The 22,522-nt window shown below is 57.0% G+C and carries 25 protein-coding genes and 1 tRNA gene; 16 read left to right on the top strand and 10 right to left on the bottom strand.

Annotated elements, in window-relative coordinates:
• The first annotated feature begins 103 nt into the window (after positions 1-103).
• Both E2F43_RS18095 and E2F43_RS18100 read left to right on the top strand, forming a co-directional pair.
• Entirely contained in the window at positions 104-1,792 is a 1,689-nt protein-coding gene (locus tag E2F43_RS18095; protein ID WP_133215372.1) for a hypothetical protein, read from the top strand.
• 39 nt (positions 1,793-1,831) lie between these two features.
• Positions 1,832-3,070, top strand: coding sequence for a multifunctional CCA addition/repair protein (locus E2F43_RS18100; protein WP_133215374.1), 1,239 nt, complete (start codon positions 1,832-1,834; stop codon positions 3,068-3,070).
• Positions 3,071-3,318: 248 nt separating this feature from the next.
• Here E2F43_RS18100 and E2F43_RS18105 read toward each other — a convergent pair whose 3' ends face one another.
• The 4 genes from E2F43_RS18105 to tsaD all read right to left on the bottom strand — a co-directional run bounded on the left by E2F43_RS18105 (position 3,319) and on the right by tsaD (position 5,622).
• Entirely contained in the window at positions 3,319-3,609 is a 291-nt protein-coding gene (locus E2F43_RS18105) for a CCDC90 family protein (RefSeq protein WP_133215376.1), read from the bottom strand.
• A gap of 113 nt (positions 3,610-3,722) precedes the next feature.
• Complete coding sequence (folK, locus tag E2F43_RS18110; protein ID WP_133215378.1) at positions 3,723-4,229, bottom strand: 2-amino-4-hydroxy-6-hydroxymethyldihydropteridine diphosphokinase; 507 nt, start codon at positions 4,227-4,229, stop codon at positions 3,723-3,725.
• Positions 4,229-4,585 carry a dihydroneopterin aldolase gene (folB, locus tag E2F43_RS18115; protein WP_133215380.1) on the bottom strand — a complete coding sequence of 119 codons (357 nt, stop codon included), beginning with the start codon at positions 4,583-4,585 and terminating at the stop codon, positions 4,229-4,231. The genes folK and folB overlap by 1 nt, the downstream gene beginning before the upstream one ends.
• The gene (gene tsaD / locus E2F43_RS18120) at positions 4,585-5,622 is read right to left on the bottom strand and encodes a tRNA (adenosine(37)-N6)-threonylcarbamoyltransferase complex transferase subunit TsaD (RefSeq protein WP_133215465.1); all 1,038 of its coding nucleotides are present in this window, start codon (positions 5,620-5,622) and stop codon (positions 4,585-4,587) included. The genes folB and tsaD overlap by 1 nt, the downstream gene beginning before the upstream one ends.
• A 110-nt stretch (positions 5,623-5,732) precedes the next feature.
• Here tsaD and E2F43_RS18125 point away from each other — a divergent pair, with 110 nt between their 5' ends.
• The 10 genes from E2F43_RS18125 (at position 5,733) to E2F43_RS18170 (ending at position 14,258) form a co-directional block, all read left to right on the top strand.
• Positions 5,733-5,930, top strand: coding sequence for an AbrB/MazE/SpoVT family DNA-binding domain-containing protein (locus E2F43_RS18125; RefSeq protein WP_133215382.1), 198 nt, complete (start codon positions 5,733-5,735; stop codon positions 5,928-5,930).
• 120 nt (positions 5,931-6,050) lie between these two features.
• Positions 6,051-6,281 (top strand): AbrB/MazE/SpoVT family DNA-binding domain-containing protein, encoded by a 231-nt coding sequence (locus E2F43_RS18130; protein WP_133215384.1) that lies wholly within the window; start codon positions 6,051-6,053, stop codon positions 6,279-6,281.
• Entirely contained in the window at positions 6,268-6,612 is a 345-nt protein-coding gene (locus E2F43_RS18135) for a type II toxin-antitoxin system PemK/MazF family toxin (protein ID WP_133215386.1), read from the top strand. Before E2F43_RS18130 ends, E2F43_RS18135 begins: the two co-directional genes overlap by 14 nt.
• A gap of 120 nt (positions 6,613-6,732) precedes the next feature.
• Positions 6,733-6,948 carry a 30S ribosomal protein S21 gene (gene rpsU, locus E2F43_RS18140; RefSeq protein ID WP_117955815.1) on the top strand — a complete coding sequence of 72 codons (216 nt, stop codon included), beginning with the start codon at positions 6,733-6,735 and terminating at the stop codon, positions 6,946-6,948.
• A 17-nt stretch (positions 6,949-6,965) separates the two neighbouring features.
• The gene (locus tag E2F43_RS18145; protein ID WP_133215388.1) at positions 6,966-7,421 is read left to right on the top strand and encodes a GatB/YqeY domain-containing protein; all 456 of its coding nucleotides are present in this window, start codon (positions 6,966-6,968) and stop codon (positions 7,419-7,421) included.
• Between the two features lie 286 nt (positions 7,422-7,707).
• The gene (dnaG, locus tag E2F43_RS18150; protein ID WP_133215390.1) at positions 7,708-9,630 is read left to right on the top strand and encodes a DNA primase; all 1,923 of its coding nucleotides are present in this window, start codon (positions 7,708-7,710) and stop codon (positions 9,628-9,630) included.
• A 217-nt stretch (positions 9,631-9,847) separates the two neighbouring features.
• Positions 9,848-11,650, top strand: a complete 1,803-nt coding sequence (gene rpoD, locus E2F43_RS18155; protein ID WP_133215392.1) for an RNA polymerase sigma factor RpoD — start codon at positions 9,848-9,850, stop codon at positions 11,648-11,650.
• 276 nt (positions 11,651-11,926) lie between these two features.
• Positions 11,927-12,454: a fasciclin domain-containing protein gene (locus E2F43_RS18160; RefSeq protein ID WP_133215394.1), complete on the top strand. Its 528-nt coding sequence runs from the start codon at positions 11,927-11,929 to the stop codon at positions 12,452-12,454.
• A 118-nt stretch (positions 12,455-12,572) separates the two neighbouring features.
• Entirely contained in the window at positions 12,573-13,649 is a 1,077-nt protein-coding gene (locus E2F43_RS18165; RefSeq protein WP_133215396.1) for an NAD(P)H-dependent amine dehydrogenase family protein, read from the top strand.
• 3 nt (positions 13,650-13,652) lie between these two features.
• Positions 13,653-14,258: a hypothetical protein gene (locus E2F43_RS18170; protein ID WP_133215398.1), complete on the top strand. Its 606-nt coding sequence runs from the start codon at positions 13,653-13,655 to the stop codon at positions 14,256-14,258.
• On the opposite strand, the gene E2F43_RS18175 is transcribed toward E2F43_RS18170, so the two are convergent.
• Complete coding sequence (locus E2F43_RS18175) at positions 14,245-14,883, bottom strand: alpha-ketoglutarate-dependent dioxygenase AlkB family protein (protein ID WP_133215400.1); 639 nt, start codon at positions 14,881-14,883, stop codon at positions 14,245-14,247. The genes E2F43_RS18170 and E2F43_RS18175 overlap by 14 nt on opposite strands.
• 143 nt (positions 14,884-15,026) lie before the next feature.
• Here E2F43_RS18175 and E2F43_RS18180 point away from each other — a divergent pair, with 143 nt between their 5' ends.
• The 4 genes from E2F43_RS18180 (at position 15,027) to E2F43_RS18195 (ending at position 17,750) form a co-directional block, all read left to right on the top strand.
• The gene (locus E2F43_RS18180; protein WP_133215402.1) at positions 15,027-15,569 is read left to right on the top strand and encodes a hypothetical protein; all 543 of its coding nucleotides are present in this window, start codon (positions 15,027-15,029) and stop codon (positions 15,567-15,569) included.
• Positions 15,570-15,813: 244 nt separating this feature from the next.
• Positions 15,814-16,986 (top strand): glycerol dehydrogenase, encoded by a 1,173-nt coding sequence (locus E2F43_RS18185; RefSeq protein ID WP_133215404.1) that lies wholly within the window; start codon positions 15,814-15,816, stop codon positions 16,984-16,986.
• 102 nt (positions 16,987-17,088) lie between these two features.
• A tRNA-Ile gene (locus E2F43_RS18190) sits at positions 17,089-17,165 on the top strand.
• A gap of 96 nt (positions 17,166-17,261) precedes the next feature.
• Entirely contained in the window at positions 17,262-17,750 is a 489-nt protein-coding gene (locus E2F43_RS18195; RefSeq protein WP_133215406.1) for a hypothetical protein, read from the top strand.
• Positions 17,751-17,906: 156 nt separating this feature from the next.
• Here the strand turns inward: E2F43_RS18195 and E2F43_RS18200 are convergent, their stop codons facing one another.
• From E2F43_RS18200 to E2F43_RS18220, 5 genes are all read right to left on the bottom strand, one after another.
• On the bottom strand, positions 17,907-18,362 hold the full coding sequence (locus E2F43_RS18200) for a hypothetical protein (protein ID WP_133215408.1): 456 nt from the start codon (positions 18,360-18,362) through the stop codon (positions 17,907-17,909).
• A 15-nt stretch (positions 18,363-18,377) separates the two neighbouring features.
• A complete protein-coding gene (locus E2F43_RS18205; RefSeq protein ID WP_238947014.1) occupies positions 18,378-18,701 on the bottom strand; it encodes an STAS-like domain-containing protein in 324 nt (107 codons plus the stop codon).
• A gap of 14 nt (positions 18,702-18,715) precedes the next feature.
• Positions 18,716-19,549, bottom strand: a complete 834-nt coding sequence (locus tag E2F43_RS18210; protein WP_133215411.1) for a hypothetical protein — start codon at positions 19,547-19,549, stop codon at positions 18,716-18,718.
• A 112-nt stretch (positions 19,550-19,661) separates the two neighbouring features.
• A complete protein-coding gene (locus E2F43_RS18215; RefSeq protein ID WP_238947016.1) occupies positions 19,662-20,975 on the bottom strand; it encodes a restriction endonuclease subunit S in 1,314 nt (437 codons plus the stop codon).
• Position 20,976: 1 nt separating this feature from the next.
• Positions 20,977-22,503 carry a class I SAM-dependent DNA methyltransferase gene (locus E2F43_RS18220; protein WP_133215415.1) on the bottom strand — a complete coding sequence of 509 codons (1,527 nt, stop codon included), beginning with the start codon at positions 22,501-22,503 and terminating at the stop codon, positions 20,977-20,979.
• Positions 22,504-22,522 lie beyond the last annotated feature (19 nt).

Genomic DNA, 22,522 nt, shown 5'->3' on the forward strand with positions numbered 1-22,522 from the left:
GCCATTCAAGGAAGGCAGGGGCAGCTCCCCGGGGATAGTATTCAACTTGCGGTCGTCTCACCCTTCAGAGCTTGCCAGCTTATTTTCCCGCCGCAATCTGGCCGTGCTTCTGGGCATTTTTCTTGTCGCCCTGCTTCCCCGTCTTTACAGCGCCCAGACCGTGGGCTGGCACTGGTATGGGCAGGGCAGCTTTACCCCCATCAACTTTGACGAGGCCAATACCTGCCGCATGTGGCTAAAGGCCGCCAGGGAATATTCCCCGCTGGTGGGCGCACAGACCGTTAGCATCAACACAATCCTCGGCCACCCACCGCCGGCCAACGCTGAAGGTAACTACAACGTGGCCAAGGCCTACTGCCTGAGTGGGCCCCACATGCTGGTGGCGAGATCATTCTCCGCCTTCCTGGGCGCAGCGACGGTAGTCCTGACCTGCCTGATCGCCTTCACTCTCAGTCCGCACACACCGCGGGTTGCCTGGACGGCGGGGCTGTTGCTGGCTTTGTCGGGATTTCACGCCACTCAGTCCCACATGGCCACCGTGGATGTGGCGATGACCTTCTACATCTACCTGTTTATCCTCAGCGCCATGCTCGCGGTGAGCAATCGCAAAGCCCTGCCGATGATGCTGTGCCTGCTGCTTATGCTGCCCGCCATATTCGCCAAGAAAGTCTGGCCCTTCCCGCTGCTGGCGTTGCTGGCCTTCTTACCCGCCAGTACCTGGCGGAGTTTCCTTGGGAACATGAGCAACAAACACTTTGCTGGCGTGGTGGGCGCAGCGTTGATTATGGCGGCCTTCGCCTTCAACACCGGCTTTCAGTCCCTCGGGTGGTATCCCCTGTTGGGACTGTTCTATCTCGCCGTGCCCTGGCGAAAAATCCCCCTGTGCACAGCCCCGCTTTACCTGGCCATTCCCTGGGTTGCCTGGGGAATCGCGCAAACGGACATCGCCTTCCTGAAAAGCTTCACCACCGGCTACCTCAACGGCAAGTTCGGCTCCGGTTTTGGCGCCATCGGCTGGAACAAGCTGGATCGCAATCTGCTTAATCTACCTGTACTGCTCATTGTCGGACTGGGACTTCCCGCCGCCCTGCTTATTCCCCGCGGGGTCGTGCAGATGATCCGCGATCAGCGCAACGTGCGCCTCTGGCTGTGCCTGCTGCCGATTCTCGCCTGGACCGCCTATATGCTGTTGATTGCCCCCAAAACCACCTACCGCCACTACCTGCCATTGATACCTGCCACCGCCCTGCTGGCCGCACAGGGATACTGGTCGCTCAAATGGGCCCATAATAAACTGCTACTGGCTGCATTTTTCCTCTGGCCGGCCTTGCTGCTGATTGATTTTGAGCTGGATTTTCACCAGGACACCCGGCGCCAGGCAGTCCACTGGTACCAACAGCACGCAGGCGCCAAGGTATTCCACACCTTTTATGCATCGCCCCCTCCGTTTCACCGGCCATCACCGGTGCTGTTCAAGGAAGAGTACGCGATGGGCGATGCCAGCGTGCTCAGGCAGGGCGATTACCTGGTGCTGAGCGAAAACTGGTACGAAACCGCCCAGGCGCAGGAGCTCAACGGCTTTCGCGTAACCAACCTGGAGCGCCTGGTTAAAACCACCCCCGAGCGCGCTGCGCTCTATCGGCAGATTCTCGCCGGCCGTCACCCCGACCTGACCCTGGTGCAGGACTATACGGTTTCCAACTTCATGCCGGAGCTGGTTCTTCACAAGGTCTACTACGGGACCTTCCAGAAATTTGTGGGTGACCTGAAAATCTACCGCATCAGCAAATAAGTGGTGAGCCGCCAAAGCTGCGCGGGTAAACTTCTGCCCATGGAAACCTACCTTGTCGGCGGCGCTGTGCGTGACACCTTGCTCGACTACCCAATCCACGAGCGGGACTGGGTGGTAGTGGGCGCTAATCCACCGCAGATGCTCAAGCGGGGCTTTAAGCAGGTGGGCAAGGACTTTCCCGTATTTCTTCACCCTGAGACAAAAGAAGAATATGCGCTGGCTCGTACCGAGCGAAAATCAGGACATGGCTACACCGGCTTCGAGGTGCACTACGAGCCGGACGTGACGCTGGAAGAGGACCTGCAACGCAGAGACCTTACCATTAACGCCATTGCACAAACCGGAGACGGGAAATATATAGACCCTTATGGTGGCCGGCAGGATATTGAAAACAAGGTCCTGCGCCATGTGTCCGATGCGTTCGTGGAGGACCCCCTCCGGGTGCTTCGCACTGCGCGATTTGCTGCCCGCTACCACCACCTCGGCTTTACTGTGGCACCCGAAACCACTGCACTCATGGCTGAAATTGTTCGCCAGGGCGAATTGGCGCACCTGCCGGCGGAACGTATCTGGGTTGAGTTGGATAAAGCCCTGGGTGAGCGCCATCCAGAAGTGTTTATTGAGGTGCTGCGCAGCTGTAGCGCGCTGGAGGCCTTGCTGCCGGAGGTCGAGGCCCTGTTTGGCGTACCGCAGACCGCAAAGCACCACCCTGAAATTGATTCCGGCATCCACACCTTGATGGTGGTACAGCAGGCGGTGCGGCTGAGCGAGCAGAAAGACGTTCGCTTCGCCGCGCTGCTGCACGACCTTGGCAAGGGGGTCACCCCCAAAGCGGAGTGGCCGCGGCATATCGCCCACGAGAAACGGGGGCTGAAGCTGGTCAAGCAGGTCTGTCAGCGGCTGAAGGCGCCCAATCAGTACCGCGACCTGGCGCTAAAGGTCTGTGAATACCACTTGTTGTGCCACACGGCCCGGGAGCTACGAGGGCAGACGGTGTTAAAGCTGCTGCAAAATACGGATGCGCTGCGCAGGCCTGATCGATTCGAGGCTTTTTTGCTGGCCTGTGAGGCGGATGCGCGGGGCCGACTGGGGAGTGAGGAGAAAGACTATCCACAGGCGGATTATCTACGTGAAGCGAGGGAAATATGCCTGGGGGTGACGGCGGAGATGTTTGTTGGGGTTGAGGGTAAGGCGCTTGGTGAGGCTATTGCTGGGGAGCGGGTCAGGCGGTTGGATGAGTTCAGGAAGGACGCTGGATCCCGGCGTTCGCCGGGATGACGGGGCGACGGGTGACGGGCGACGGATGACGGATGACGGATGACGGGTGACGGGTGACGGGTGACGGGCGACGGATAACGGGTGACGGATAACGGGTGACGGGTGACGGGTGACGGGTGACGGGTGACGGGTGACGGGTGACGGGTGACGGGTGACGGGTGACGGGAATGTTAACTCTCGGCGATGACAGGAGACTTTAAGCTATCGTGGACGACTGCAGGTTTTAGGCTCTCTACGACAACTGCAGGCTAGTATCCCATCAGGCCGGAAAGTGCGGGGATGACCGTACTGGCGGCTATTACTGCCAATATCCAACTGTGCAGGTTAATTTTACTTTCCAACACGGCAAATTTCGCGTCAAATCTGGCGTCTTGTTCCGCCAAGCGCGCATCCAGGTAATCCTTGGTGACCACACTGTCCACATTGAATAGAAACGCTTCTGCCATGAGTTCCGCCTGCACTTCTGCTTGATGCTCAGGCACGCCGGCCTCAATTAGCCGGCGGGCGAACTTCAGTGTATCAAAGGCGATGGCAGCCATGATAGTGGCTCCTGATCGGAGAAGTTCTTTGTAGTTTCTCCAGTTTGCGCCGTGGCAGGAACATCAAAAATGGCCAACCACCCGGTTTTACCCGGGCAAGGCCACGTCAGGGCTCAGGAAATCTCCCTGCCTCGCCATGAAAACGCCACCCTGGATATTCGCTGGGCGTCCAGCCCCAGCTCTGTCCACAGTGTCTCAAAGGAGCGGCCATCGGCAGGGTGCGAGTTTTTCGGCACAAGATCCGCCAGCGGTCTCAGCACAAAGGCATTCTCCAGGATCTCCCCCCGAGGGAGCTCAACGCCATCAATCACCCCCACCAGGCCATCATAGGTCAGGATATCGATATCCAACTGACGGGCACTGAAGCGGGTCGCATTTTTGGGGCGGCCGTGCTCATATTCGATGTGCCTCAGTCGTTTGGCCAGTTCGGCCAGGCTGAGGTCGGTAGTTACCCCCACCACCAGGTTGAGGAAAGGCTGGCCGTCAAAGCCAATCGCGGCGGATTCGTACACGGGTGATATATCCAGTTCACCAAACAATCCGGCCAGCGCATCCAGCCCGGCGGTAATGTATCGTTCCCGTTCGATATTGCTGCCCAGGCCAAGGTAGACTCGCGCCATCAGGGCTTCTCGCCCCGTTCGATGATCACACCAACATCCTCGGCTGCGGCCACGGCGCCGGGTTTGGCCAGGGTCAGTCGCAGCCAGGGGATACCGAATTCCCCCAACACGATATCTGCCACCCGTTCCGCCAGAGTCTCGATCAGTTCAAATTCGCTATCTGAGACAAAGGCCAGGATTCGGCCAGAAATGGCGTCATAATCCACCGCGTCCTCTATGGCATCAGTCGCAGCGGCGGCGCGGTTATCAGAGGCCAGTTCCAGGTCCAGCACCAGGGTCTGGCGGATGCCCCGCTCCCAGTCGTACACCCCGATCACGGCGTCCGTCTTCAGGCCTTTTATGTAAACAATGTCCATCAGGCGGCCCCCGCAACCGGCGGCAACTCTTCCATGGGCCAGCGCGGGCGCACTCGGGTGTCCTCGGTGTCCACCTGTCCGGCCTTTAAGCGCTGGGCCCCGGCGTAGGCAATCATGGCGCCATTGTCGGTGCAGAACACCGGCGCCGGATAGAAGACTTGCGCCTGCTCTTTGGCGAGCGCCATTTTCAGCTCTGCCCTCAGGTTTGAGTTAGCACTCACTCCGCCCGCCATCACCAGGGTCTTGAGCCCCTCCTGCTGCAGTGCCCTGCGGCACTTGATCACCAGCGTCCCGACGACGGCGTCCTCGAACGCCCGGGCGATATCCGCCTTGTCCTGCTGGCTGACTTCGCCATCAACGCGGCAGTCTTCAACGGTATTCAGGGTGTAGGTCTTGAGCCCGCTGAAGCTGAAATCCAGGCCGGGACGGTTGACCATGGGGCGGGGGAAATGAAAGCGCTCTGGGTTGCCCTTTTCTGCCAGGCGAGCAATATGGGGGCCACCGGGATAGGGCAGGCCCAACATCTTGGCCGCCTTGTCAAAGGCTTCGCCGGCGGCGTCGTCCAGGGATTCACCCAGCAGTTTGTACTGGCCAATACCGTCAACACGCACCAACTGGGTATGACCACCAGAGACCAACAGCGCCACAAAGGGGAATTCCGGGTGCTCTTCCTCCAGCATGGGCGCCAGCAGGTGGCCCTCCATGTGGTGCACCCCCAGGACCGGCACACCCCAGCCCCAGGCCAGGGACCGCGCCAATGTGGCGCCCACCATCAGCGCCCCCACCAGGCCGGGCCCGGCGGTATAGGCTATACCATCGATGTCGGCTGGGCTTACCCCTGCCTCAGTCATGACTTCCTCTATTAACGGCAGCGTTTTGCGCACGTGGTCGCGAGAGGCCAGTTCCGGCACCACACCACCGTATTCCACGTGTATGTCGATCTGGCTGAACAGGGCGTGGGCCAGCAGGCCGCGATCTGTGTCATAGAGCGCTACGCCGGTTTCATCACAGGATGTTTCGAGGCCCAGTATCAGCATTTCGCGATTGTTCTCGTCGATTTTCATCAATTTAGTGCAAATTATGGCGCTAAGCCAAGGCGCGAATAATAATTGAGGTGACCCAACGGTGCCAGCAAAGGAATGCGCGCATGAATATCTACACAGAAACCCTCCGGGACAACCTCAGCGTCCAGCTACCCAGGGATTTGGTGACAATTCTGGATATTGAACCCGGTGATACGGTCATCTTCCAGGTAAAAGGCAACCAGGCACGGATCTCCGGCCTGGAACTGTCGGATTTTGAGCAGCCCACTTCTGATAACAACCCATTTATTAACGAAAGGTGATCTCCAGAGCAGGGGCAAGGGCAATAGCGCCAGGACTCACCCGGCTGGCACAATATGCGAGAGAAGCGTAACATCACTGTATAAGGTAATACTGGTATTACCCATTACGGAGGTGTGCCAATGACAACATCCACCAGCAGGTTGACCAGCAAATACCAGGCGACAATCCCGGCTGATGTCCGCAGACATCTGGAATTACGCGCAGGCGACAGGGTTGCCTTTGAAATCAGGGAAGATGGGGTGATTCTCAGCAAGGTTCGGCCGCTGGATCAGGAGTACCTGTCGGCTGCGGAGGAAACGCTATCCGAGTGGGCTTCGCAAGAGGATGATGAAGCTTATGCCGACCTTTAACCAGTTCGATGTGGTGGTTGTACCTTTTCCTTACACCGACTGCACTACCCTTAAGCGGCGCCCCGCCTTGGTATTGTCTGATCCTAACGACTTCAACAACAGAATCGGACAGTCGGTAATGGCTATGATTACCTCGGCAAAACACTCGAACTGGCCGCTGGACATCGAAATCACCGATCTGGACTCTGCCGGCCTGCCAGCGCCATCGCTGGTTCGGATGAAACTCTTTACCCTTGATCACCGACTGATTATCCGGTCTTGCGGGACTCTTTCGGATTCCGACCAGCGTCAGGCCCAAAACACACTTTCCAGGCTGTTCAATTCCACCTGAAAACCGGTCGTTTTACCCTTTGCAAACCCTCCTCCAACAGTATAGAATGCGCGCCCTTTCAGGCTTTCACTGGCTGTAAACCGGTGTCTGCAATAAACAAACGAGACAGGTAAAGAGTTAATGCCCCACATCAAGGTTAAGGAAAACGAGCCTTTTGACGTAGCACTGCGTCGCTTCAAGCGTTCCTGCGAGAAGGCCGGTGTACTGGCTGAAGTGCGCAAGCGTGAGCACTACGAGAAGCCCACCACAGTTCGCAAGCGCGCTGGCGCTGCCGCTGTTAAGCGTCACCTGAAGAAGCTCTCCCGGGAAAACCGCAAGCGCGTACGCCTGTACTGAGCGCTGGATCCCCTCCTATGAGTGACCAGTCGCTGACCGCTAGCATCAAGGCCGCCATGAAAGCGGCCATGAAAGCCAGGGACAAGGAGCGACTGGGTACCATCCGGCTGATACAGGCCGAATTCAAGCGAATCGAAGTGGACGAGCGCGTCGAGATCGACAACGCTCGCGCACTGGCGGTGCTCGACAAAATGGTCAAGCAGCGCCGCGATTCCGCCCAGCAGTATGCTGATGCCGGCCGCACCGAGCTGGCAGACAAAGAAAACGCCGAAATCGCCGTTCTGCAGGAATTTCTTCCTGCCCAGCTTACCGAAGACGAAATCATCGCCATGATCGACGAGGCCATCGCCGCCTCCGACGCCGAAGGCATGCAGGCCATGGGCGCGGTGATGGGGCAACTCAAGCCGAAACTCGCCGGCCGGGCTGATATGGGGAAGGTGAGCGGGTTGGTCAAGGGCCGGCTCGCGGGCTGAACCCGGTTTCACAGCAAACCAACGCTTATTTTATTGCCGAGAATGTATTCTCGTCATCGCGCGTTATCCCTTAGAATCAATTATCGTCACCCCCGCGAAGGCGGGGGTCCAGAGACTCCGCTGAACGCACTTTTCATCCACCCCGAGATAGAGGTGAATGCGGATACGCCGAGTCGCGTCGCTGGATTCCCGCTTGCGCGGGAATGACGATGTCCTGAGAGCCGCGCTCAATTCGACACAAATCGATTACGCCCATCCCCGGCTTTGACGGTACACTATCCTTCTTATGGCCGGACGTATCCCTCAAACCTTCATCGATGACCTGCTGGACCGGGTCGACATTGTCGATGTGATTGACCGGCGGGTGAAGCTGAAGAAAACCGGCAAGAATTACAGCGCGCGCTGCCCTTTCCACGAGGAAAAGACCCCTTCCTTCTCCGTCAGCCCGGACAAGCAGTTCTATTACTGCTTTGGCTGCGGCGCCGGTGGCAACGCCCTCGGCTTCGTTATGGATTATGAAAACATGGAGTTCCCGCAGGCAGTGGAAACCCTTGCCAGTTCGGTGGGAATGGAAGTTCAGCGGGAGCCCTCCAGGGGTGGGCCGGCGCGGGAACAGCGGGAAGACTCCAACAAGTCCCTGTACGCGCTGATGGAGCAGGTCGCCAATTACTACAAGCTGCAATTGCGTCAACATCCCGAGCGGGACAAGGCCGTCGACTACCTGAAGCAGCGCGGCCTTTCCGGCCAGATCGCCAAGGAATTCCACCTGGGCTTTGCGCCGCCGGGCTGGGATAACCTGCTCAAGGCCCTGGGAGACAGCGACGAGAAAAAAGCACTGCTGATGAAAACCGGCATGCTGGTGGAAAATGACCAGGGCCGCATTTATGACCGCTTCCGGGATCGGGTGGTATTTCCCATCCGCGACCAGCGCGGCCGGGTGATTGCCTTCGGGGGCCGGGTACTGGGCGATGACAAGCCCAAGTACCTGAACTCCCCGGAAACCGACATCTTCCACAAGGGGCGCGAACTTTACGGCTTTTATGAAGCCCTCCAGGCCAACCGGCGACTGGAACGCCTGCTGGTGGTTGAAGGCTACATGGATGTCATCGCCCTGGCCCAGCACGGCATCACTATCGCCACCGCCACTTTGGGCACCTCCACCAGCAAGACCCACCTCGAACGCATCTACCGCCGCTGCCCGGAAGTCATTTTCTGTTTCGACGGCGACGAGGCCGGGCGCAAGGCGGCATTCCGGGCGCTGGAAGCGGCCCTGCCCTGCATGGAGGATGGCCGCCAGGCGCGCTTCCTGTTCCTGCCCGAGGGAGAAGACCCGGATACGGTGATTCGCAGTGGTGGCCCGGAGAAATTCGAAGCGCTACTGGCGGGCGCCACGCCGCTGGACACCTTCCTGTTCGATGCGATGGCGGAGGGACTGGATACCAGCACCCTGGACGGCCGGGCGCGACTCAGCAAACTGGCGCTCCCCTACATTCGGCAAATGCCCGAGGGCGTCTTCAGGCAACTGATGTTCAAGGCGCTGGCGGAGCGCACCGGCCTGGAACTGGACAGCCTGATGCGCTTGGAGATTGCCGCCCCTGAGCCGTCCCCCACCGATCAAATTTGGGGTCAGAGTAAAAATTCGCCTCTCCCCGGGTATGAGCAAGGCGAGTGCGAGCGAGTTGACGAGAATTTTTACTCTGACCCCAAATCTGGCGGCGAACCCCAACCCCGTCGACGGCACGCCAGTCCCCAGCGCCTGGCGGGTTTTTCCAACCTGGCCCAGAGCGCAATCGCCCTGATCCTGCATCAACCGGAAGTCGCCCGCAAGGTCAAGACCGAAGGCCTCCAGGAATTGCAGGGGCAGGATGCCAGCCTGCTCAGCGAACTGATCGCACTGGTGCAGCGGCGGCCGGAATCCAATACCGGCATGTTACTGGGCCACTGGTACGGCACCCCGGAAGGCGAGTTACTCAACCGGCTGGCCGGGCAGGAACGGCTGATTCCCACCGAGGGCATCGACCAGCAGTTCAGCGACACTATTTATCGCCTGGCCCACCAGTTGCCACAGCAGTCGAAACTTGCCCAGCAGGTCGACAAACTGAAACTCACCAACTACGCTGAAACCAGCGAGTTGGAAAAGCAACGCCTGAGAGAAATGCTGCAGGAAAAAATGCAGCGTGATGCAGAGCGAAACCGACGCGACCGCTGAAAATCAGGTGGTCAGGCTGTGTCCGTCGCAAGGGCATGTACCCCGTTGTATTTGGCCGATTCGCCCCCATATAACAAAATCCACGATGCAGGGGCGAAAGAGGGCTTATATGCGCCAATTTTCGCCCAATTAGCAGGCTTTTCTGTAGTTAAGCCGTTGATATTCCGGTATAATTGCCGGCTGATCTTTTTTTGCATATTTGAAAGGTGTCAACTTAATGTCTGACGTTGTACAGCAACAGTCCCGCCTGAAGGCGCTGATCGCCAAGGGTAAGGAGCAGGGTTATCTGACCTACGCCGAGGTGAACGACCACCTCCCCGAGGACATTTCCGATCCGGACCAGGTTGAAGACATCATCCAGATGATCAACGACATGGGGATCCAGGTGTTCGAACAGGCGCCGGATGCCGATGAACTGCTGATGACTGAAGGCGACCCTTCCGCCGACGACATCGCCGCCGCCGAGGCCGCCGCGGCCCTGGCCGCCGTTGAAACCGAAGCCGGACGCACCACTGACCCGGTACGTATGTACATGCGTGAGATGGGGACCGTGGAACTGCTGACTCGCGAAGGCGAAATTGTTATCGCCAAGCGTATCGAGGAAGGCATCCGCGAGCTGCTGTCCGCCCTGGCCCTGTACCCCGGCGCGGTAAAGGCAATTCTCGACGAGTACGACCTGGTCACCAAGGAAGAGCGCCGCCTGGCGGATATCATGGTCGGCTACCTGGACCCCGCCGAGCATGTGCCCTCCGCGGCAGAACTGGCCGAGGCCGCCGCCAACAAGGCTGATGACGACGAAGATGCTGACACCGGCCCCGACCCGGTGGAAGCCAAGAAGCGCTTCGCCGCGCTCAAGCGCCAATACAACAAAACCGAAAAGGCCATTGGTGCCAAAGGCCGCCAGGACCCCACCTCGATCAAGGAGATGGAGAAACTGGGCGAGCTGTTCAAGTTTTTCAAACTGACCCCGCGGGTATTCGATCCGATTTCCGATTCCCCGCGCAATATCCTGGCCGCCGTGCGCGACCAGGAGCGCGAGATCATGCGCATTGCGATCAAGGTCTGCGGTATGCCGCGCAAGGACTTCATCAACACCTTCCAGGGCTCTGAAACAGACCTGAAGTGGGTGTCGCGTAACGCTCGCAAGAAAGACTACGGCCCCAAACTCAACGCGGAGAAGGAAACCATCCACCGTCTGCAACGTCGCATCCAGCAGATTGAGGAGCAGACCGGCCTCAGCGTCACCGAGATCAAGGAGATCAACCGGCGCATGTCCATGGGCGAGGCCCGTGCCCGCCGGGCCAAAAAGGAGATGGTGGAAGCCAACCTGCGACTGGTTATCTCCATTGCCAAGAAGTACACCAACCGCGGACTGCAGTTCCTGGATCTGATCCAGGAGGGCAATATCGGCCTGATGAAGGCCGTGGACAAGTTCGAATACCGCCGCGGTTACAAGTTCTCGACCTACGCCACCTGGTGGATTCGCCAGGCCATCACCCGCTCCATTGCGGACCAGGCCCGCACCATCCGTATTCCGGTGCACATGATCGAGACCATTAACAAGCTCAACCGCATCTCCCGCCAGATGCTGCAGGAAATGGGCCGTGAGCCCACGCCGGAAGAGTTGGGCGAACGCATGGACATGCCCGAAGACAAGGTTCGCAAGGTACTGAAAATCGCCAAAGAGCCCATTTCCATGGAGACCCCGATCGGCGACGATGAAGATTCCCACCTGGGTGACTTCATCGAGGACAACACCATCGCCTCACCCGTGGATTCCGCCACCGGCCAGGGTCTGCAGGAAGCGACCAAGGAAGTGCTGGCGGGACTCACCGCCCGTGAAGCCAAGGTGCTGCGCATGCGCTTCGGTATCGATATGAACACCGACCACACCCTGGAGGAAGTGGGCAAACAGTTCGACGTAACCCGCGAGCGTATCCGCCAGATTGAGGCCAAGGCCCTGCGCAAGCTGCGCCACCCGACCCGCTCGGACTACCTGCGCAGCTTCCTCGACGAGTAAGCCACCAACGACGCCAGCGAAAGCCACCTGCGGGTGGCTTTTTTGTGCGTGGTGCCTTTGTCCTTGAGCCCGGCCCCTCAATGAGCAGCATCCACCTAAATCCGCACCTGACTGTGGACAAAAGATAAACAAACGGACTTTCGGTGCAATCCGGTAAATCCACCGCCAATTCCCGGCCGTACTTCTGAACATGTAACTGCTGGCGGGAGTGCCCTCGCACGAAGCGTGCAGCAGCTTACGATGACGTGATTACACTTGAACTCATTGGAGCTGAAGATGAAAAACCCACTTTCCACGATGCTGGCATCTGCCACACTCTCAATACTCCTGGCGTCAGGCGCCAATGCCCAGAGCTTCGGCGACTGCGTATCGACCAACCGGGTCACTTTCGATGGCAGCATCGTCGACGCGGCCATCGCTACCCCCGAGCTTAGCACCCTGGTCGACCTGGTCGTCGCCGCCGGTCTGGACGAAGCCCTCGCCACCATTGAAGACATTACCGTATTTGCGCCCACTAACGACGCGTTTGCCGCCCTGCCCCCTGAGTTGGTCGACGTGGTCGTCGGCAACACCGACCTGCTGACAGAAATTCTCACCTATCACGTTACCGCGGGCCACCCCGACCCCCGCAAGGTGGCCGGGGCCGTGGCACAGCGCAAGGAAACCCTGCAGGGTCAATCTGTCTACTTCAGCCGCAGCGAGGGAGAGCCCCGTGTTAACAACGCCGGCGTGTCCTGCACCGGCGTGCAAACTGACAACGGCAGCGTATGGATTATCGATAGCGTGCTCTTACCGGCACTGTAACTTACAAGGTCCCCGCTCTGGCCGCCCTCCGGGGCGGCTTTTTTTTGCTTGTCTACCGGTTGATCCTGACGCGGGCCATGCCCGTATACTGGAGACAATCACAACGAGGAACTCGATGATGGCAAAAAAAGTGATTGTCTGGGGTACCGGTAACGTTGGCCGGCCCGCCATCCGCGCCGTGTTGACGCACAGCGATCTGGAATTACACGCTGTGATCGTATCCAGCGAGTCAAAAGCGGGCCGGGACGCGGGTGAACTTGCCGGCGTCGCCCACTGTGGCGTCACCGCAACCCGGGACTGGCAATCGATTATCAGCACCGGCGCCGACGCGGTGGTGTACAGCGCGACCGCAGATACCCGCCCCGAGGAAGCAATCGCCGAGGTGATCGCCTGCCTCAGCGCCGGTATCAACGTGGTAGCTCCCGGCCTCTACTTCTATCTCGATCCCGAATCCACCCCGGCAGAAGCACTCGCCCCGATTGAATCTGCCTGCTCCAGTTCAGGCGCTTCCCTGTTTACCTCCGGCATCGATCCGGGCTGGGTCATGGATATGCTGCCGGTGGTGCTGAGCGCAGCGACGGCAGACATTCGTGAAATCCGCACCCGGGAGATTTTCAATTACGCCCTCTACGACCAGCCCCGGGTCGTTCGCGAGGTGATCGGCTTCGGCCAGTCGATGGAGGAACTGCCCATGATGTTGCATGACTTTGCCATCGACCTGGTGTGGTCCCCCATGCTCCGGCTGGTCGCCAGAGCTTTGGGTAAACCGGTGGAAAAAATCGACATCGCGGTGCAGCGCCGACCCCTGGAAGCCAGTGTGGAGGTGCCCGGCATGGGCCTGTTCGAGGAGGGTACCCAGGGAGCCTTCCGCTTTGAAGTCACGGGGTATCACGGCGGACAGCCGCTTTACGTTCTGGAGCACATTACCCGAATCGATGACAGCTGTGCGCCCGACTGGCCCTACCCTCCGGAGGGCCAGGGCTGTCACCAGGTCCTGATCAGCGGCAGTCCCCGGCTGGAGGTGACGGTGCATGGTCACGACCCGGTCGAACCCGGGGTTGCTGGTGGCGGAAACGCCTCCGCCGCCGCCTGGTTGGTCAACGCCATTCCCGCAGTGTGTGCCGCCAAGCCGGGCGTGGTTACCGTGCTCGACCTGCCCGGCTTAACCGGCGCGGCCCAATTACAGGTGGCTTGATTGATGAGCGAACAGGAACAGGCCTTCGAGGCAATGGCACAGTCGAATACCTTTCTGCTGTTGAAGCAGGCCGGGGTTCACCTGGGCGTTTGGGTGATGGCGTTTTGCCTGTTTGCCGCCAGCGACAGCTGGTCGCAACTGACCGGATGGCACCTTGCTTCGGCGCTTAACGTACTGACTGGGGTCATCGCCGGCTTCGTCACTGTCAATTTGCTGCACGAATGGTTTCACTACTTTGGCGCGCGGGCGACTTCCGCAAGTTACTCGATCAACGCCAGGCCCAGCATGTTTATTTACGACTGGAAATTCGAGGAGAACAGCCTGGGGCAGTTCTATGTCATGAGTATCGCCGGCACGGTTGGCGGCATGCTTGCCGTATTACTGGTGTTTTCCGCAGTGGAGCCTGACAGCGCAGGCCGCGCGGCCGTTTGCGGCGGCGCTGTTGCCAGTTTCGCCCTTGGCTCACTGATTGAGTGGCCCGTCCTGGCACGAACCCGTCGAAGTCACAACCCACTGGCCGAACTGTCCCGGCTGACACCCAGAGCACTCGGAACGGCCGGGGCCGGCAGTGCCGTCGCCGGGCTGGTCGCCTGGGCTATCCTGGTCTGACGCTGCCCGGTTGTATCCACCTGAAAGTCAGGTTCAGTCTGGCACCGCAGGGCCGCGCCAATTTGCGAATCCCGTGCTTCCAGTTAGCCTGGGTACGGCCCCGCATGACCAGCAGGCTGGCCGAGGGGAGCGCGAGCTTGAACGTAGCGAGATCACGCCGATGCCTGTGCCGAAAATAGAGGTCACGGGTCTCACCCAGACTCAGTGACGCTATACAGGGCATGGGGCCCAGTTCGGGCTCATCGTCCGCATGCAGCCCCATGGAATCTGCGCCATCGCGGTAGTAGTTCAGCAACACGCTGTTATAGGCTGCACCACTGGCCTGCTCTACCGTCTGCTTGAGTTGCAGCAACAGGGGCGTGAACGGCAGCGGCTCATAGGTCTTTCCCGAGTAGCGGTACCTCGCCTCAGCGGCGCCGTACCAGGCCGTTAGTCGGGGTTGCAGGTACCGCTTGCCATAGAGCTGGATGGTTTCCTGAGCCCAGGGTGTTTGTTCAACCAGGACCCGCAGGACGTCAGCACCGTCGAGGCCCAGCTGGATGCGGGAACTGAACAGCAGGTCCGCGTCCTCCAGTGGCAGCGGTTCCAGTGTTGCCCCGGCGAACATCTCGTTCTGTTGGCCCATGCATGGTCACTCAGGTTTGCGGAGGCCTTCATTCTGCCACAACAGAGCGCACGGGAATTTGCCATGTCTCAATCTTGTTGCCACTATTGGCGCACAACAACCATAACAACCAATGGAGCGGGCCCTCGTCCCTTGCGCGCGGTATGACACAACACGAATACGTCTTTGTAGCGATATCTATCATCCTCGGCCTGGCCATAACCCGGCTACTGCATACGGTCGCCATGCTGATCCGGGTGCATCGCAGGGTAAGTTTTCACTGGTCCACCGCCCTGTGGGGACTGTGTGTGCTCGCCTACGTGTTACAGTTCTGGTGGGTTGGCTGGGGTCTTCGGGACCTGGAAAGCTGGCACTTTGGTGACTTCGTGGTGCTGATTGTAGGCGCTATCTGCGTGTACGGCGCCGCTGAAATGGCGCTGCCGGTCCCGGAAGGATCCGGAAATCTCGATTTTCTCGTCCACAGCGAGAGCCTGGGGCGACTATCCTGTCTGTCGATGTTGTTGTATTTCCTGGTCGGTCCCTACGTCAACGTGACCATGTTCGGCAATCCCGTGATTCCCTCGCTGGTATTCCCTGTGATCGGCATCGCGTTGACGGGAATGATGATTGCAGTACCCCGGTTTTTCGCCGGGCTGGCAGTAGTCTTTGCCGCTTACTCCGCCCTGATTCTCTCACTCACCGCCTGAGCGGGGACGGCCTCACTGGAAGAGGATGGTAAATCCGCGTTACATGGGGGCACCACGTCCAGGACATCATCGACCTACCGGCTAAGGTTACCTTACATCCACAACGGGGCCGTGCCTGCGGGCAGTCATTCTTTACCACACCGCCCCTCCCCCACAATACCCGGCCCTCATTGGTCAGCACGCCCGACGAGTGACCAACGGATAATCTATACTGAGTGCCACTGATTCCACCGCAGGGGTTTCCATGAGTACTGACACCGTCGAATATTCCCAGAGCCAGGCATTTGCAAGCCCCTGTTATGGCAACACCCTGCCCCGTGTGTTTGGGTCACCGGGCCGCTACGTGCAGGGCAACGGCGTCATCGCCCAGGCTGGCCATTATCTATCCAGGCTGGGCTTTAAACACAGTGCCGTTTTACTTTCCCGGCGGAGTCTGGAGGCCGAAGGAAAAGACATTATCAGCAGCGCGGAGGAGTCAGGCCTCAGTCTGGAGATCCTGGTATTTGGCGGTGAGTGCTCCTTCGAGGAAATCGATCGCCATACGACGGCGATGCAGGCACGAGATAGAAGCGTCGACAGCGTCATTGCCGTCGGTGGAGGCAAGGTCGTTGACGCGGGCCGCGCCCTGTCCCGAAGACTGGACGTCCCGGTTGCCGTGGTACCCACCCTGGCATCCAACGATGCGCCCTGTGCCGCGGTCTCGGTCATCTATACACCGGAAGGGGTAACCGCCGACGCCGAAATTTACGACGTAAACCCGGTGCTCGTACTGGTGGATACCGGTGTCATCGCCGCGGCAGAACACCGGTTTCTGGTGGCCGGGATGGGCGATGCGCTGGCCACCTGGTATGAAGCACGTGCCTGCGCCTGCAACCCCGAGGGGATCAACGTATTTGGTGGCCGCCCCACCCTCGCGGGGACCTCGCTGGCGCAACTGTGCGCTGAGACCATCTATACCTATGGCGAGGAGGCGCTGAAAGCGGTTGAGAATTCCGAGGTCAGCGACGCGCTGGAGCACGTGGTAGAGGCGAACACACTGCTCAGCGGGCTCGGCTACGAGAGCGGCGGCCTGGCCGTTTGCCACGCCATCGCACAGGGTTACACCGTCATCGATCACGTGCACCGCAATTACCTGCACGGCGAGATGGTGGCCATGGGCGTGCAGGCTCAGCTGGTTCTGGAAAACTCAACCGAGGAAGCGGCCAAATCGGCACGGTTTTTTTCCGCTATAGGCTTACCCGTGCATCTTAAACAGCTCGATATCGATGCCGGCAACAACGAGCAACTGGATGCCGTTGTTGACGCCGCCCTGGCGTTTCCCTATATCAACAATATGCCCATGAAAGTCACCAAAACCAACCTGAAAGAGGCGATTATCGCTGCGGACCGGCTGGGGCTGGAAATTTCACGCAGATAAGCCTGTGAAAGCCTCCCCGGCACCTTGCTATGCAAGTTCACTACCACGGGCTTTTACCTTATAATCCCGCGCTCACCTCAGGTGGCCATTGCCATCTATCCGGGGCCCATAGCTCAGTTGGTTAGAGCATCCGACTCATAATCGGCAGGTCGAAGGTTCAAGTCCTTCTGGGCCCACCATTTTTCATAATTTTCAATGAGTTATAGAGGCTTATACCTCCCGACTATGGCAGTGCAACCCGGTCTCAATAGCAGGACGGTTGGGTCAAGAACAAAATGAACGAGAAAGACCAAATTGCTGTAGCAGTGGCCCTGCGAGCACAAGGATCGACATATGGGCAGATTGGGCACAAGCTCAAAATCTCTCCCGTCAAAGCGAGAAAGCTCGTCTTGGAAGGCGGGGAACCAGAACCCGATAAACTAAAAATCTTTACCGATCTCGGTATGTCGAAACCGACTGCCCGCAGGTTAGCTGCCGACTATTCGTCGCCCGAAGACGTACGCCAAGCATCCGACGAAGAGCTTCTAAAACTGCCTGGCTTTGGGAAAGGGTCTCTCGCAGACGCTCGAAAAGCGCTTGGACAAATTGTTGGTGATAGCACTGCATCGCCAACTGCCGAATCATTTAAGCTCATCGAAAAGACGCTGAATATTTGGATTAGCAGGGCCAAGAACTACGCTCATGAATTCCCTGATGAATTCTCCAAACTGTCGGACCAAATGCTGGAAACAAGCCAGCGTATCGACAAAATACTGGCAGAGTAATTTCCGAGCCAAAAGTGCTTGTAATCATTCCTGCGTGGGACATCAGTGTTCTCTCCATTAAACAATCTTCGCAGATTCAGTTTAACGAATGCCGGTGTCCCCCCTTTATGATGAAGATCCGCCGGTTTACGCAGTTTTATTTACAGGCTCCATAAGCTACGTTTTTGGGGGATATTTTTCCGCAAATGCCTTCAAAACTTGATGTTTAAATTCTTGCGAAGTTTCGAAAATTTGAGCAACATTTTGAGTAGCTTTATCCGGATCTCTTCCACCCGCTTCTTCAAGATTCATACTTAACGCTCGCCTTATGGATACTAACTGAGAAATCGGTATTGTGACCGACCTTGATGCATCCAAATTGTAGATAGACCTTCGTAATGCGGCCAGGTCCGGGCCCAATTTCTTCCAGGCAAACTCAACTTCATGCGCTGTTTCTGCTTGCCACAAAGCACAGCCTTCTTCACGCAGCTTATCAATTGTAGCTAGTATATCCCGGATCAGAGTGAATGTTTCATTTCGTGTGGCAACTCTTAGCGCATTCCGGTATATCACCCTCCAGCCGACAATAACAATCGCTGCTGAAAAAAGCGCTAATACAATCTGTAAGTTCACTGCTAATTTCCATTTCTACAAATACTTGGCGGGTGCCTGGATGTATTCCCAAATTTCTTGCTCAACGTCCTTCATTTCGGTCACAATTTTCAGCCTAGCCTTCAATTCTTGTTCCGTAAATCCTTCATATAAGACTAGTCCTCCGAAAGCCTCATGCAAGAACGATGACCCGTACTCGTAACCAGGCACTACATCGTCCAAGTACACCCATACCTTTTCTCCCTTTCTCAGACTGGGGGCAATCTTCTCTTTTCTAAAACGTTCACCGCTAAATTTTCCGTCCTCAAGTTTTCGACCAAAAGGAGATCTGCTAAACTCGCCCACACGAACTTCTATCATTTTTGCATCACCTGTTATTTCAGGGCCAATGACCACTCAACAAGAGTTCCTTTCAAGGTTGCGGGCAATGCGCTGACTTGCTCGACCTCATCATTCTTAAATACATATTTTCCCCTCCCGCTCATAATCAGCAATGTATCATCGTTCTTCTTAATCGCAATCGGCTGCTGCATGTTTGCTGACCCACGCCCCCGCCCTGGCTCCTTAGTCGACGTCCAACCCTCAGTCATGGCCGTTTCGAGTTTTCTCTCATCTCGCATATATCCAAACTTCTCGCCCTTGACAGTCCCTGGGATTCCCACACCATGATCATAGAGCAAAAAATTAAATCTGCCTGCGCCTTCATCTACATAAGCGTATTGCCACCACCTACTAATCAAAAATTTGTCAATAACAGTATTCTTGTCATATGCATGCTGTTTGATATTTAAATACGCTTCTTGAACGGCACTAGCAAGCTTCGGTGGCGGAGTAAATCCCTGGCGAGCAAGCCATTTCAAAAGCTCGGGGTATTCCCTTTCAGGGTCATTCCCTGTTTTGAACGGATTCTCCGAATCTTCCCAAAGGCGCTGTAGCTTCTTCTGACCACCGGGTTTAATTATGTCCCACAATCCAGTTTCAATGAATAGAGAACTTTTCTTAGCTCCAACAGGAAGTTGAAACGTTATAGCCTGGTCACTGAAAGCCAATTCTTTAGGGGCACAATTCTGACAAACATTCACTACCGAGGCCAAATAGAGAACCGCTGCGGCCGTAATCTTCTCCACATTCGACATATCCACGTGAAGATAGGCTTTCTGATTGATAACTATATCAAATATTTCATCTACAAAGGTTTTGGTGATCACATAATTCTGATCTCCATAAAAGCACAAAACCTTCGGTGACTTTAACCCTACCCTTTGAATTTCCCGCCCTCTCATACCTACTAACTACCTCTCCAATAAATGTCATCCCACATCACTCCTCCGTGGTGGTTTTTTTGGTACCAGTACGCTTCAGAAAAACGCTCGCAGCTTCGTCGTCAGTACTCTGGGTCACAAGTTCGCCGCGAAAGGCTTTGGCGAGGATGGATTGGGTCATTTCTTCAACCTTGCTCCTCGCCTCCTCAACTGCAAGCTCAAGCTGTGAACAGATCTGAAGTAACCCCGTAGCCTGGTGAACTATCTCCTTCTGCTCGGTAAGGCTAGGATATGCAATCTCATATCCTAGTATTTGCTTGCCGCTTATGTGAGGAATGTCACTACCAGTTTGGTTCGGTACAAGATAATTTGAGAACGAAATGTCCTGTAACACGAGGTACAGATAATTCGGCGTAATAGCGTCAAAACTCTTAAAACGCGCGACTCGCTGCACTAGAACGCATGGCAAATCAGTAGCTCTGGCTCTAGCCAACTTGAGACCAGCGGATACGATTGGCCGGTCCATTGCCAAAATAATGTCTCCCTCCTCTATGAACAGGTGTCGAAATTCCCGTAGCTTCGCATCCGGGTAGCATTTCGTGTCTAACCACCGGAGAGCTCCCGGCTCGATATTTTGCCCCCGAAGTAACGGAACTCCTTCAGAAACGAATTCCTTGCTCTTAAACGCGTGGCCTATATCTATTTCAACAACATCACCGAGTTTTGAATTGATCCACTTGCTATAGTCAGAACCCGTCAACTTCCCACTCACCGCAGCAGCCAGGACAGACTGGCGGAAGCGTTTGAGAATATCTGGGATAGCATCTACGCGGGCCTTGATGGTGTCAACTTGGGCGAGGAGTTCATCGAGTTTATTGGCGATGCGGGTTTGTTCTGCCAGAGGGGGCAGACTAATGACAGCAGCCAGCACATCTTTACCGCTTATGTTCTGCTGCGCTGCGCCTTTTGCAGCAGCAGTAAGCTGATCAAAGAATGCTGGAGACCTCAAAAGATGAATCAAAAACTCTCGATTTAGTGAATCTCCATGCTTGGGACTAATACGTGCTACACGCTGATTTAGGGCAGCAGGCAGGTGCTCTTTTTTTATTACTGCTACGCGGCCAATATTCCCTGTCAGAGACATGAGGATATCACCCTCATTTAGCTCAAACTTTTTCGCCTTTACGTCGGCTAGGTCAACATAAGCAGGTTTACTGAGATCGATCCCATCATCCTGGACATTCCCTATGCGTATCAGGAAATGACCCCATTCAACATAATCGCCACTTTTAAATGCAAAGCCATTTTGGAGTTGAGCAACATCGGCAAGACTGCACTGGCCCCATCCACTTGGTAACACGCTTTTCTCCATATCAGCCAACGCTCTCCGCAAGCCCTAGTGCTTCCGCCAGCACATTCTTCTGGGCAATAGCCTCATCCTCTGCCCCAAGCGCATCCATCAACTCAGAAAGCTCGCGCAGCGCTTCAGTCAACTCCGACATAGCCTCCCCCGCCAGCTGCTCGGGCTCAGGCAAATCCGCCGCATCCACAACATCCTTGTCCTTGATCCAACTGATATCCAGGCTGTCACCACGCTCGGCAATGACTTCCCGTGAAAACACCCTCCAACGAGTCTGGCTGTCCGCGTCATCAGCCAGCTCTTCCCGCTTGGAGCCACCATTCTTATCCGTGCCGAAGCAGTTGATGAAGTCCTCGAAGTAGTCCTTGGTAAAGGCAGTACGCTTGCCGAAGCTGGGCATATTCGAACGCATATCGTAGATCCAAACTTCCTGGGTGTTGCCCGTATCCTGCGACACATTCTCCGGCTTGGAGAAGAACAACACATTGGTCTTCACACCCTGGGCGTAGAAGATACCCGTGGGCAACCGCAGGATGGTGTGCAAGTTGCACTTGTCCATCAGGTCCCTTCTGATCTGGGCACCTGTATTGGCCTCAAACAGCACGTTGTCAGGCAGCACCACCGCCGCCCTACCCCCAGGCTTCAGTGCCCGGTAGATATGCTGCAGGAAGGCCAGCTGCTTATTGGAGGTGGGGAACGTAAAATCATCCCGGCTGGGCAGGCCGCCACCCTTCTTGGTCCCGAACGGCGGGTTCGACAGGATAAGGTCGGCTTTGGGTAGTTTCTCGGCCTCTGCTGACATGGTATCGCCGTAGATGATGCCGTAGCTGTGACCATCGGATTCAATGTCGTGCAGAGCCAGGTTCATGAGGGCCAGCTTGTGCGTGTCCTGGACGAACTCCATGCCGTAGAAGGTGTGGTGCTGGTATTGCTCCCACTGTTTTTCGTCCAGCTTGTTGAGGTCGTTGTGCTCTTCCAGGTAATGGTTGGCGGCGATGAGGAAGCCACCGGTGCCCGCAGCCGGGTCCTGGATGATTTCGCCTAATTGTGGCTGTGTCAGCTGCACCATCACATCGATCAGCACCCGGGGCGTAAAGTACTGCCCTGCCCCTGACTTTTTCTCGTTGGCGTTCTTCTCCAGCAGACCCTCATAGAGGTCACCCAGCCCCTCCTCCTTGGCGCTGTACCAATCCAGCTTGTCGATCTCGGTGATCAGCGTGGTCAGGGTGGCCGGTTTCTTGATAATGGTATTGGCATTGGCGTAGATGGACCGGGTCAGGATGGAATCTGTGATCTCTGCGTCGCCCAGGTCCAGCAACAGCTTGCGGTAGAACGTGAGACGGTCCGGCGCGGCCTTGGCTTCCAGTTCTTCCCAGCGATAGGCTGCGGGTATCCGGTCTTCCGTGCCGGTCTCTTCGGACATCTTCAGGAACAGCAGGTAAGTCAGCTCCTTCACATAGTCGGTGTAGGTCACCCCGTCGTCCTTCAGGACATTACAGAGGTTCCAGAGTTTGGCGACGATATCAGTCGTGGTGGACATAGATTTCTCTCGGAGGTGG

The sequence above is a fragment of the Seongchinamella unica genome (assembly GCF_004354085.1).
Lineage (GTDB): Bacteria > Pseudomonadota > Gammaproteobacteria > Pseudomonadales > Halieaceae > Halioglobus > Halioglobus unicus.